Origin of the sequence: Aequoribacter sp. (assembly GCF_965659035.1) — a bacterium.
GTDB lineage: Bacteria > Pseudomonadota > Gammaproteobacteria > Pseudomonadales > Halieaceae > Aequoribacter.
In genome coordinates, this window is sequence record NZ_CBFHWH010000031.1 from 1863 (window position 1) to 13408 (window position 11546).

General features: G+C 50.2%; 13 protein-coding genes. 3 read left to right on the forward strand and 10 right to left on the reverse strand.

Annotated elements, in window-relative coordinates; all coding sequences use genetic code 11:
• Window positions 1-108 precede the first annotated feature (108 nt).
• Window positions 109-411 (reverse strand): c-type cytochrome, encoded by a 303-nt coding sequence (locus tag ACTF5Z_RS06505; protein ID WP_423848897.1) that lies wholly within the window; start codon window positions 409-411, stop codon window positions 109-111.
• A gap of 134 nt (window positions 412-545) precedes the next feature.
• Here ACTF5Z_RS06505 and yihA point away from each other — a divergent pair, with 134 nt between their 5' ends.
• A complete protein-coding gene (yihA, locus tag ACTF5Z_RS06510) occupies window positions 546-1181 on the forward strand; it encodes a ribosome biogenesis GTP-binding protein YihA/YsxC (RefSeq protein ID WP_423848896.1) in 636 nt (211 codons plus the stop codon).
• On the opposite strand, the gene polA is transcribed toward yihA, so the two are convergent.
• Window positions 1178-3904 (reverse strand): DNA polymerase I, encoded by a 2727-nt coding sequence (gene polA, locus ACTF5Z_RS06515; RefSeq protein ID WP_438984952.1) that lies wholly within the window; start codon window positions 3902-3904, stop codon window positions 1178-1180. The two genes, yihA and polA, sit on opposite strands and share 4 nt — an antisense overlap.
• Before the next feature lie 250 nt (window positions 3905-4154).
• Between polA and ACTF5Z_RS06520 the strand changes: the two genes are divergently transcribed.
• Entirely contained in the window at window positions 4155-4403 is a 249-nt protein-coding gene (locus ACTF5Z_RS06520; RefSeq protein WP_438984953.1) for a hypothetical protein, read from the forward strand.
• Between the two features lie 19 nt (window positions 4404-4422).
• Here the strand turns inward: ACTF5Z_RS06520 and ACTF5Z_RS06525 are convergent, their stop codons facing one another.
• Genes ACTF5Z_RS06525 through ACTF5Z_RS06540 form a run of 4 tightly spaced genes read right to left on the reverse strand, consistent with a single transcriptional unit; the run spans window position 4423 to window position 7398 of the window.
• Complete coding sequence (locus ACTF5Z_RS06525; RefSeq protein WP_438984954.1) at window positions 4423-5088, reverse strand: SCO family protein; 666 nt, start codon at window positions 5086-5088, stop codon at window positions 4423-4425.
• A 7-nt stretch (window positions 5089-5095) separates the two neighbouring features.
• Window positions 5096-6001 (reverse strand): heme o synthase, encoded by a 906-nt coding sequence (gene cyoE, locus ACTF5Z_RS06530; protein WP_438984955.1) that lies wholly within the window; start codon window positions 5999-6001, stop codon window positions 5096-5098.
• 1 nt (window position 6002) lies between these two features.
• Complete coding sequence (locus ACTF5Z_RS06535) at window positions 6003-6653, reverse strand: hypothetical protein (protein WP_438984956.1); 651 nt, start codon at window positions 6651-6653, stop codon at window positions 6003-6005.
• Between the two features lies 1 nt (window position 6654).
• Window positions 6655-7398 (reverse strand): SURF1 family protein, encoded by a 744-nt coding sequence (locus ACTF5Z_RS06540; protein ID WP_438984957.1) that lies wholly within the window; start codon window positions 7396-7398, stop codon window positions 6655-6657.
• Window positions 7399-7482: 84 nt separating this feature from the next.
• Between ACTF5Z_RS06540 and ACTF5Z_RS06545 the strand changes: the two genes are divergently transcribed.
• Complete coding sequence (locus ACTF5Z_RS06545) at window positions 7483-7722, forward strand: DUF2909 domain-containing protein (RefSeq protein WP_423848889.1); 240 nt, start codon at window positions 7483-7485, stop codon at window positions 7720-7722.
• Window positions 7723-7726: 4 nt separating this feature from the next.
• Here the strand turns inward: ACTF5Z_RS06545 and ACTF5Z_RS06550 are convergent, their stop codons facing one another.
• From ACTF5Z_RS06550 to ACTF5Z_RS06565, 4 genes are all read right to left on the reverse strand, one after another.
• Window positions 7727-8689 (reverse strand): cytochrome c oxidase subunit 3, encoded by a 963-nt coding sequence (locus tag ACTF5Z_RS06550; protein ID WP_438984958.1) that lies wholly within the window; start codon window positions 8687-8689, stop codon window positions 7727-7729.
• A gap of 47 nt (window positions 8690-8736) precedes the next feature.
• Window positions 8737-9297: a cytochrome c oxidase assembly protein gene (locus tag ACTF5Z_RS06555; RefSeq protein ID WP_423848887.1), complete on the reverse strand. Its 561-nt coding sequence runs from the start codon at window positions 9295-9297 to the stop codon at window positions 8737-8739.
• Between the two features lie 18 nt (window positions 9298-9315).
• Window positions 9316-10878, reverse strand: a complete 1563-nt coding sequence (gene ctaD / locus ACTF5Z_RS06560) for a cytochrome c oxidase subunit I (protein WP_438984959.1) — start codon at window positions 10876-10878, stop codon at window positions 9316-9318.
• A 17-nt stretch (window positions 10879-10895) separates the two neighbouring features.
• Window positions 10896-11546, reverse strand: a 651-nt coding sequence (locus ACTF5Z_RS06565; protein WP_438984960.1) for a c-type cytochrome, incomplete at its 5' end; no start/stop codon positions are given.

An 11546-nucleotide genomic window follows, 5' to 3' on the forward strand; every position in this document is an offset into this window, starting at 1 on the left:
AGCATCGCCCTCTGGCATCACAGTTGCCGCGTTTGCGGAGGCACTGACCAACAGAATGGCAGCTAAAACTAAATTTTTCATAGTGATCTCGTTACTACTATCGTGTGTTTATTGCGGTGAAGCCATGTAGGTAATAAGAGCGGCGTACTGCTCATCAGTACACGTCATACACATTCCCTTGGGGGGCATCGCGCCTTTACCATTTTTGACCGACGCTACCAGGGCGTCCATTCCGTTTGCAAGTCGAGCTTCCCAAGCGGCGACATCCCCGGCTTTAGGCATATTAGGCATGTTAGCAGCGTGACAAAAAACGCAGCTTTTACCGTAAATCTCTTTTACTGCAGCCGTGTCAACTTCTGCGTTCGCAAAACCAGCAGCCAAAAACGACAGTACCAAGAGTATCTTTTTCATACTGCGACCTCCAGATCGTAGATTAAATACTGAACTCATCCTGCAGTGGAATCTTTTTGCTTAGATCGAGCCCCTTAAGCAAAGCTGTGGCATTATATACAAAAGTGCAATCACAACAAAGTTGAAAGGGCTTTATGGACATAAATATTGATCTAGTCGCACCTGAAAAGCCCCGCTACGAAAGCGCAGAGTTTTTGGCGAGCGCCGCGAAGTTTCACCAGTGCCCTGCCGATTTAGGGTGGGAGGTGGCGTTTGCCGGGCGTTCAAATGCAGGCAAATCCAGTGCGATCAACAGTCTGACGAAAAATAAGAAGCTTGCGAGAACGTCTAAAACCCCAGGGCGCACGCAGTTGCTAAACTTTTTCAGCTTAAGCGAACAACAGCGACTGGTGGATCTTCCCGGTTACGGTTTTGCGAAAGTCCCTGTGGCGATGAAGAAGGCGTGGACCGCACAATTAGAGACCTATCTACAGGAGCGCGCCTCGCTGAAAGGGCTGGTCTTATTAATGGATATTCGCCATCCTTTACAGCCTTTTGACGAGCAGTTGATTAACTGGGCATTATCGGCAGACATGCCCTGTCATATCCTACTGACGAAGGCAGACAAGCTGAAACGTGGGCCTCAGCAATCAACCAAGCTCCAAGTAGAAAAGGCGCTAAAACCGCGCGGCGGCAAAATTACCGTACAGACGTTCTCGTCCTTAAAGCACCAGGGCCATGAAACCCTGATCGCAAAGCTGGACGAATGGCTTACCCAGGATTTGGCCTAGTGCGCCTCTTCCCAGTTATCACCAAGGCCCACTTCGACCAGTAAAGGTACTGCCAGCTGCGCTGCGGATTCCATAGCAGTAATGACACCAGCTCGCAGCGTATCGAGCTCGTGCTTGGGTACTTCAAAAACCAGTTCATCGTGAACCTGCATAATCATCTTGGATTCTAGGCTCGAATCACGTAAAAACTGATCAACCGCTAACATAGCCTTCTTGATGATGTCGGCCGCGCTGCCCTGCATGGGTGCGTTAATGGCAGTACGCTCGGCGGCTTGCACGCGCATTTTATTACGTGCATTGATTTCTGGCAGGTAAAGCCGGCGCCCGAAAATGGTCTCGACGTAACCCCTTTCATGCGCACCTTTACGGGTACGATCCATATAATCCAGTACGCCCGGGTAGCGTTGAAAATAGGTGTCGATATACGCCTGCGACTCGGCGCGCCCAATGTGCAACTGCTTAGCCAAACCAAAGGCCGACATGCCATAGATCAAACCAAAATTGATGGCTTTTGCACTGCGGCGCTGGTCAGTTGTGACGTCTTCAAGCGCCACACCAAACACCTCAGCCGCCGTCGCAGCGTGAACATCTAAACCCTCGTTAAATGCATTCAGCAACCCGGAGTCACCCGACAAATGCGCCATAATTCGAAGCTCAATCTGAGAGTAGTCTGCCGCCACAATCACGTGATTTTCGGGCGCGATAAAAGCTTTGCGTATGGCTCGGCCTTCAACGCTTCGAATAGGGATATTTTGAAGGTTAGGATCTGACGAGGATAGTCGCCCCGTGGCGGTAACTGCTTGATGATAGGATGTATGTATCCGCCCGGTACGCGCATTAATCAAGGTCGGTAACTTATCGGTATAGGTAGACTTTAGCTTCGCCAAACCCCGATATTCCAGCAAAACCTTCGGCAGCGGGTAGTCTAAAGCGAGCTCAACTAGCACTTCCTCACCTGTGGAAGGCGCCCCTTTAGGGGTTTTTTTAATAATCGGTAGCTTAAGCTCATCAAACAGGATTTCACCGAGTTGTTTTGTCGACCCTAAATTAAAAGGGCGACCCGCCAAATCGTGGGCCTCGGCTTCCAGCTCGATCAGTCTGGCACCGATAACAGAGCTCTGTTGCTGCAATATTTCACGTGATACCAAAGCGCCGTTGCGCTCGATGCTCTGCAGCACGGGCGCTAATGGAAGCTCAATGTCTGCGTAAATCGTGTTCAAAGACTCAGTGGCCTTGAGTTGTTTAGTGAGATATTCGTGGAGTTGCCAAGTAATATCGGCGTCTTCACACGCATAAGGCACCGCCTGCTCGAGACTGACTTGATTAAACGTTAACTGCTTTGCGCCTTTACCCGCGACCTCTTCAAACGATACGGTTTTACGGCTCAAGTAACGCTCGGCTAGGCTGTCCATATCATGACGACCACTGACCGAATCTAGAACATACGATTCCAGCATCGTGTCGCCGGCAAAGCCTCGCAATGCGATCCCGTAATTAGCTAATACGTGCATGTCGTATTTCAGGTGCTGTCCAATCTTTTGATATCGCGCGTCCTCAAGTAGGCCCTTAAGTTCGGACAAGACGTAATCACGTGACAGCTGGTCAGGAGCGCCGGGATAATCGTGTGCGACCGGTATATAGCAAGCGACCCCAGGCTCTGCACAAACACTCAGCCCAACGAGTTCAGCCTCCATATAATCTAAGCTATTAGTTTCGGTATCAAACGCGAATGTGCCCGCCTCCTTTAGCACCGAGATCCATTGTGCTAGAGCTTGCTCGGTAGTCACGCAATCGTATCGAGTTTGTGCGGGCGCTATCGGCGCGGGCTCTGCCCTTGTCACGGTTGCCTCAGAGTCGATTTCAGCGAGCCATGATCGAAATTCGAGCTCTTGATACCAATGAGACAGCGCCACCGTGTCGGGCTGATCGTTGCATAAATCTGTGGGCGCAAATCCCAACTCCACGTCAAGCTTTATGGTGGCCAAGGTATACGACATATAAGCAGCGTCGCGCTCTGCCTCGAGTTTGGCCGCTAACGATTTTGCGCCACGTATTGGCAAATCGACAACCCGATCTAGATTGGCGTAAATATCATCCAATCCCCCTAACCCCTGGATTAACCCGAGCGCCGTTTTCTCACCAACACCCGCAACACCCGGGATGTTGTCGACTTTATCGCCCATAAGCGCCAAGTAGTCGATCATCTTGTCGGGACCAAAACCGTATTTCTCCATCACTCCGGCAGGGTCTAGGCGCGTATCGCTCATAGTGTTTACGAGCGTCACATGCTGATCCACGAGCTGCGCCATATCTTTATCGCCGGTAGACACAATGACGTCCATGCCCTGTTCTGAGGCCTGCTTTGCCAACGTTCCGATGACATCATCTGCTTCAACGCCTGGCTCGCAAATGAGCGGATAACCCAGAGCTTTTACGATAGCGTGTAATGGCTCGATCTGAGTGCGCAATTCGTCTGGCATAGGAGGTCGCTGCGCCTTGTAATCAGGAAACATCTCATCGCGGAAAGTGGGCCCTTTCGCATCAAATACCACCACAATGGGGCTCGAGGCATAGTCTTGGTGCAAGCGTTTTAACATGCTCACGACGCCCTTGATCGCACCCGTTGGCTGACCCTTAGTGGTCGTCAAAGGCGGTAACGCGTGAAACGCTCGGTAAAGATACGAGGAGCCGTCCACTAAGACCAATGGGGCTAAATTTTGCAAGGTCGCTTCCTTTTCATCTAATCAAATCAGTCGTTCATTAAACCGCATCAACTTTGAATTTGCCACGTTTCAAACGTGAGGAACTCGCCAGACAAACCCCAAGTGTTACCTTATAAGGCTAATTGTGTACTAATCACATTCGTAAACGGTAAAAAAGGTGACAATAAAGCGAGCAAACCCTTTTAAAACCCAGAATTATCGCTATAATGCGCCTTGTGTTACCCAAGGTAACAAAATGGAGGAAAATGAGATGAAAGTAACAGACAAAGCGGTTTTAAGTGTTTTTGGTTTGATGCTAAGCGTAAGCGCACAGGCAAATATCCCGGCGCTGGCAATGGTAAGCACGGATGTCATGATCGAGAAAAGCGCAATCGGCCTAGACAAAAAGAAACACACGGCCGTTAAGGCGACCGACGTATCGTCTTCGCTCGAGCGCAAACTGCAAGCGCAACTAGACGCCAGCTTGGAGCAGCGCAATCAATCACTTGAGAAAAAGTAATTCGCGAATCTCGGCAGGGTTAAAAACCCTGCCTGTCCCAGTCTGCGACCATAGAGCGCAGTGTCAGTTTCATTTTTGGTAAATCAAGCGGTGCTTTAACGAAACCGTGATAGTCGCCTCGAGGGTTGATCAACACAATATTGGCGCTATGATCCATCTGATAGTTTTCCCCACCTCCCGGCACGCGCCGAAAAGGTGTATTGAGCTCCGTCGCAAATCGGTGAATATCTAAAAATTCGCCGGTGACGCCCAAAAAGTCGGGATTAAAAAAGGGGACATAGGAGGCGAGCTGCTCAACCGAATCTCGACCAGGATCGACGGTAACCATCACAACCTGGAACTGATCTTCAACCTCGGTACCCTCGATAAGCCGCATAAACTCGTTCAACTCAACCATCGTGGTAGGGCAGATATCAGGGCAGAACGTGAACCCGAAAAAAACCAGGGTCCACTGCCCCGTCACGGACTCTCGCGTAAATGGAGCGCCGGTATGATCTACCAACGAAAAATCGGTGACTTGGCGCGGCTGCTGAAATACCATCGTCCCGTTGGCTTGCATCTCTGCGGGAGACAGAATGGTGGGTTGGAAGATACGCAACACGAAGCCCACCACAATAAACACGATGAAGGCTAATACGATGATGACCGTTTTCTTTATTCCGGATGCCTGAGCTGCCGTTGTCATATCAACCTCACAAAGTCGCTGTCGGGTAGATATAGTGGTCTACCAACATCACGACAAACAGTAATAACAAATACAAAATCGAATATTTAAATGTCTGGATAGGCGCATCTTCTCGCCAATGAAAAATCATGGCCAGCGCCCAGTACAAAAAGACCAAACCCAAAATGACCGCACCTGCCAGATAAATCGGCCCACTCAAGCGCGTGACAAAGGGTAAAACCGTAATAATAAACATGACAATGGTGTAGAGAAGAATGTGTAAGCGAGTGAACGCATCGCCATGTGTCACAGGTAGCATAGGAATATCAACTAGGGCATATTCTTCTTTGCGGTGAATAGCTAAAGCCCAAAAGTGGGGAGGTGTCCACGCAAAAATAATCAAGGCCAGCAACAATCCATGACCGTGAACTTCGCCCGTAACAGCCGTCCAACCAAGTAGAGGCGGTGCTGCTCCAGCTAGACCACCTATCACGATATTTTGTGGCGTCGCGCGCTTTAAAAACATGGTGTAAATGAAGGCGTATCCGACTAGCGAGGCCAAAGTGAGCCACGCCGTCAACGCATTTACCCATAACAATAGAATTGCCATCCCGATAGCACCCAGGGCGGCCGCGAAGATCACGGCTTGCGTGCTCGTAACCACGCCCGTGGCAACCGGTCGATTCGCTGTGCGCGCCATCTTCGTATCGATACGGTGGTCAATGACATGGTTCACCGCAGCAGCGGCTCCCGCGCACAGTGCGATACCCAGGTTACCGAGCACTAGGGGTTGCCAAGGTACCCAGCCATCGACCGCCATAAACATTCCAATGACAGACGTTACAATCATTAGCGCCACGACGTTCGGTTTAGTGAGCGTGTAGAAATCTTTAAACCTTGGGCGGGTCGCCACTGTGGCTGAGCTAGTGGCCATTTTAATCACCTGAGTTCTTCAACAAAAATTTTAGATCGGAGGTTACATCTTTGTAGTGCGTGCCAAGATCAAAAGACATCATCATCCAGCCTGCAGGATCTGCCAGAAACCACGTCCCAGCGCTAATGTCACCAAACAAGGCATCAAAAGAATCCGAGTTTAACACCAGTAAGGGCATGCCTTTATGTTGCACTTCAAGATAGGAACCTAAGTTCGCCGCGGTTGCAGACTCAATCTCGCCCTGGACCTGAGGTACGGGAGCATCCGCATCGACCGCTTCAGAGCTCACGAACACTCGACGGACGCGACCAAACTCCTTTCCTAGGCCCACATGAATTTGTCGCGTTGTGTATAGCGTGGAGACACATTGTGCGTCGCATTGCGCCGGTACGGGAATAACGAGAGTCCACTGATGTTTGTCGCTCAAGAACTTCGCTTTTGCACCAAACTGGTTTTCAAATGGCTGATCGACTAACAGGGTTGGTGGGTTCAATAAGGTGCCGTGATTTGAAGTACCCAACATATCGACAATATCGATATCGCCACGTGCAACAAAATACCACAGCCAAGTAGCGGCCAAAATCATGGTGACGGGCAAGCCAATTATACTCAGCAATACTATACGGTTACCTGTTAATCCCTGCTGTGACATATCAATCCTCGTTTTTACCACGAAGTAAGGCCCAGACGTTACTCGACCGATGAATAAATAGAAGAGCCAACACAAAGGCCATGCTGAACCATTGTATGGCATAGCCTATGTGCTTGGCATCGGAAATATTGACCACCGGCCAAGATGCATCAAATGCAGTGGGATCGTCAGATAATAAGCGCACTAGATGGGGAAACACCACCGAACCGCCCGTGACTAGGGTGCTTAGCGACTCTATATCGACCGATTGAATCACTACCAAAGGCGAGTTCGGATCTAAGGTGTCAGACTCTAGCAAATAAGGTTTCCCCGGAGGAACATAGATACGGCCCTCGATTGCTGTCACCGTTGGGCGCTGGGGTATCTGGGTGGATCGCTGTCGCGCGGGGTCTGCCGGCACCCAGCCTCGATTAACAAAGTAAACTTGGTCATTTTCAGCCCGAAATAACTGAACGACGTCATTGCCAAATCGCCCATTTTTGATTTGGTTATCCAACAAAAATACGCGCGGCATATACGCACCTGATAACCTGATTTTCCGACCTGACAGATCATCTGTGTCCAAGTCGATAAGTTGCGTTGGCGTTAGTGCGGGTGCAGCATCCTTCACAATAGCATTTGCTGCGAGAGCGCGTTTCTCATCTGCACGTCCTAGCTGCCAAAAACCTAGAGCCAAAAAAATAGGCAATGCTACTGCGACAAATAAGGTTAGTCGCCATTCGAAGTCAAAACGTAGTCTAGGCATCGCTTTAGCCCTGCAGTTCAGAAGCTGAGCGCATAGGTACAGAGTCCGCTATACTGGCAACCATATTCGTCAAGGGTACTCTTTATGCTCAAAATAATCATCGCGGTGCTAATGGTAGCGCTTGTGGCCAGTCTTGGCAGTGGATTTTACTTTTTGATGACAGATCAAGGAGATAAGAACAAACGAAGAACGTTCCACTCATTGGGTACGCGCCTCACGCTCGCGATTGCGCTCATTTGTGTCATTGTGTACGGCGTTGCATCAGGACAATTGGGTCACCGCAACCCGTGGGATGCTGGCCCGCAAGCGGGCCAGACAAAGTAACTGACTAAATGATGTAGACGAACAAAAACAGTCCAACCCACACGACATCAACAAAGTGCCAGTACCACGATGACGCTTCAAAGCCGAAATGGTCGTCGGCGCTGAAGTGACCTGCAACCACAGACCGGTAAAGCTGAATTGCCAACATGACGGTACCCATGACCACGTGAAAACCATGGAAACCCGTCAACATAAAGAAGGTAGAACCGTAAATACCTGAATTTAGGGTCAAACCATAGTGAGCATAGGCCTCGTAGTACTCTAAGATTTGCAAGCCAACGAATAACACACCAAGGCCGACAGTAATGCCGAGCCATAGGTTAAAACGCTTCTTGTTACCCGACAGCAGACCTTCGTGCGCGATATGAACGGTGGCGCTTGAGGTCAAGAGAACAATGGTGTTCCACATGGGAAGCCACAAGTACCAGGCGCTCACCTCTGAAAAGTCCATCGATTTTTCAGCGCTGGTAAAAGTGCCCATGTTGGCTATTAACTGATTACCAACGCCACCCACTGCTTCCTGGGGTGTCTGCATCATTGGCCAGCTGTACTCAAAACCTTCCCAGAGCAGGTGGTTCCAAGTTCCGCCTTCACCCTGACCAGCAAGCCATGGGCCGGCAAGCGTTCTTACGTAAAATAGCGCACCGAAGAACGCTGCGAAAAACATCACTTCAGAGAAGATGAACCAAAACATCCCGATAACGTACGATTTTTTGAGCTGCGCTGAGTTCATTCCCGCAATGTTTTCTTGTATTGCAGTTTTGAACCAGCTAAAAAGCACGGCGGCGAAAATACACAAGCCGACGTACATTGTGGTGTAAGAAGCTTCTCCATCACCGAACGTCGCTTGGTTCATCGCAGTCGCGGCACCAAAGGTGCTTAAAATCAAGCCAACAGTAGCGAGAACCGCCATTGCGCTCTTTTCGGGCACGTAATACTTCTCGTGCTGTGTTACTTGGTCACTCATTATGTTTCTCCCTGAAACCGAAACGCCCCACCCCCTGGGTAAGCGAATTACCGAGCCGCCACGCTTCCGTTAACGGCATCGGTTACATCAAAAATCGTATAAGACAAGGTGATTGTCTGTATGTCTTTGGGTAAATCTTGGTCAACGATGAACTGCAATGGCATTTCCGCGTTCATATTTGCTTCAAGCGGCTGCTGATTGAAGCAAAAGCACTCCGTCTTATGAAAATATTTAACGGCACGCGACGGCGATATACTGGGTATCGCCTGCGCAACCATATCCTTGGATAAAGGATTGCGAGCGTGAAACACCGTGTCGTTGACTGCACCGGGATGCACTTTCATCGCAGTAACCGCGGGACCAAACTCCCACGGCATACCCTCGTTGTTAGTCGCGACGAACTGGACCGTAATGGTTCGAGATTCGTCTACAGCTACGGGGACCGCCGTGTACTGAGTTCCATCCGTCTTTCCGTTAATACCCAGTGCATCGCACAACACGTTGTACAGAGGCACCATTACGACAAAAACGAACGCAAACATGGCAACCGCCACCACGGCTAACTTAGCCGAGGTGTCGATCGTAGGATTTTTGCTTACACGAATCATCGTAAAGTTGCCTCCGAATTAACGAATTGCTGGCGGTGTTTCAAAGGTGTGGTAAGGCGCTGGTGTTGCGACTGTCCACTCCAGACCCTCGGCACCGTCCCACACTTTTTCTTCGCTTGTTGGCTTACCCGCTACGATGGTCGCGATCACGTTGTACAAGAACATAATCTGTGACGCGCCGTAAATGAACGCACCAATACTCGACATCATATTAAAGTCAGCAAACTGAAGTGCATAATCGGGAATACGACGTGGCATACCCGCTAGACCCACGAAGTGCTGAGGGAAGAACGTGATGTTGAAGCCAATAAACGAGATCCAAAAATGCGTTTTACCCATGGTTTCGTTGTACATACGGCCACACCATTTGGGCAACCAGTAGTAAACCGCGGCAGTCATGCTGAATACCGCACCAGCCACCATCACATAGTGGAAGTGAGCCACCACAAAGTAGCTATCGTGGTACTGGAAGTCCGCAGGTGCAATTGAAAGCATCAAACCCGTGAAACCACCGATAGTGAATAGCACCAAGAAACCAATGCAGAACAGCATGGGGGTCTCAAACGTCATGGAGCCACGCCACATGGTGGTGATCCAGTTGAAGACCTTAACACCGGTTGGCACAGCAATCAGCATGGTGGCGTACATGAAGAACAACTCACCGGCAATCGGCATGCCAACGGTGTACATGTGGTGCGCCCATACGATGAACGATAGGAAAGCAATCGCAGCTGTGGCATAAACCATCGAAGCGTAACCGAACAAAGGCTTGCGAGAGAACGCAGGGATAATCTGCGACACCACACCAAAAGCCGGCAGGATGATGATGTACACTTCAGGGTGACCAAAGAACCAGAAGATGTGCTGGAACAAAACGGGATCGCCACCACCCGCTGCCGAGAAGAAGCTCGTGCCAAAGTGGATATCCATCAGCATCATAGTCACTGCACCCGCAAGCACAGGCATAACCGCAACCAACAAAAATGCAGTGATCAACCATGTCCAAACGAACAAAGGCATCTTCATGTAGGTCATGCCGGGCGCGCGCATGTTCATAATGGTGGCAATAATATTAATTGCACCCATGATAGAAGACAGACCCAACACGTGGATTGAGAAGATGAAGTAAGTCACTGATGGCGGCGCGTAGGTCGTTGACAATGGCGCATAGAACGTCCATCCAAACGCGGGCGCCCCCCCTTCCATGAACAAAGTGCTAGCCAGAATCAGGAATGCCGGTGGCAAAATCCAAAATGACCAGTTATTCATACGAGGCAAGGCCATATCTGGTGCACCGATCATCATCGGAATCATCCAGTTTGCCAAGCCAACAAAGGAAGGCATAATCGCCCCAAACACCATGATTAGACCGTGCAGGGTCGTCATCTGGTTGAAGAACGCAGGCTCGACCAACTGCATGCCGGGCTGAAATAGCTCGGCACGAATGATCATGGCGAAGGCGCCACCCAAAATAAACATCGCAAATGAGAACCACAGGTACATGGTTCCAATATCTTTATGGTTGGTGGTAAATAGCCACCGAGAGAGCCCTTTAGCTGGGCCGTGATGATGATCTCCCATTTGAGTAACCTCTCCGCTTAGCCTTTCTTGTGATTGAATACATCGATGGGCTGAACCATATCGCCCATATTATTTCCGAATGCGTTGCGCTGATAGGTGATAACTGCCGCCATATCAACGTCGTTCATCTGGCCACCAAAGGCCTGCATGGCTGTTCCGGGAACACCGTTCACACCAATATCGAGATGCTTGGTTAGGTCGCCGGTTGCGATGCCGCTGCCAGCGATTGCATTACCCAAGCCGCCTTCGCCGTTCATGCCGTGACATGCAGCGCAGTAACCTTGGTAAACGTTCTTGCCTCGAGCGACCAGCTCATCCATCGTGAAAGTCTGTGCCATCAGCGCTTTGATTTCAGCTGCCTCGGCCTGCTTTTTCTCGAGCCATGCTGCGTAATCTTCTTTTGAGACCACGTTCACAACAACAGGCATAAAGCCATGGTCTTTGCCGCACAGCTCGGCACACTGACCGCGATAAATGCCAATCTCTTCCGCTTTTGTCCATGTTTCGTTGACGAAACCGGGGATCGCGTCGCGCTTCACAGCAAGCTCGGGCACCCACCAAGAGTGGATTACATCGTTGGCAGTGACAAGAAAGCGGACTTTAGTATCGACTGGGATTACAACGGGTTCGTCAACTTCGAGCAAGTAGTGCTCACCCTTCTCATCCGT

Bases quoted from the DNA above. Each gene is read 5' to 3' on its own strand.
- ACTF5Z_RS06505 (WP_423848897.1), bottom strand. From the start codon at position 411: ATGAAAAAGATACTCTTGGTACTGTCGTTTTTGGCTGCTGGTTTTGCG.
- cyoE (WP_438984955.1), bottom strand. From the start codon at position 6,001: ATGGCCACTAGCTCAGCCACAGTGGCGACCCGCCCAAGGTTTAAAGAT.
- ACTF5Z_RS06535 (WP_438984956.1), bottom strand. From the start codon at position 6,653: ATGTCACAGCAGGGATTAACAGGTAACCGTATAGTATTGCTGAGTATA.
- ACTF5Z_RS06540 (WP_438984957.1), bottom strand. From the start codon at position 7,398: ATGCCTAGACTACGTTTTGACTTCGAATGGCGACTAACCTTATTTGTC.
- ctaD (WP_438984959.1), bottom strand. From the start codon at position 10,878: ATGGGAGATCATCATCACGGCCCAGCTAAAGGGCTCTCTCGGTGGCTA.
- ACTF5Z_RS06520 (WP_438984953.1), top strand. From the start codon at position 4,155: ATGAAAGTAACAGACAAAGCGGTTTTAAGTGTTTTTGGTTTGATGCTA.
- yihA (WP_423848896.1), top strand. From the start codon at position 546: ATGGACATAAATATTGATCTAGTCGCACCTGAAAAGCCCCGCTACGAA.
- ACTF5Z_RS06555 (WP_423848887.1), bottom strand. From the start codon at position 9,297: ATGATTCGTGTAAGCAAAAATCCTACGATCGACACCTCGGCTAAGTTA.
- ACTF5Z_RS06550 (WP_438984958.1), bottom strand. From the start codon at position 8,689: ATGAGTGACCAAGTAACACAGCACGAGAAGTATTACGTGCCCGAAAAG.
- ACTF5Z_RS06545 (WP_423848889.1), top strand. From the start codon at position 7,483: ATGCTCAAAATAATCATCGCGGTGCTAATGGTAGCGCTTGTGGCCAGT.
- ACTF5Z_RS06525 (WP_438984954.1), bottom strand. From the start codon at position 5,088: ATGACAACGGCAGCTCAGGCATCCGGAATAAAGAAAACGGTCATCATC.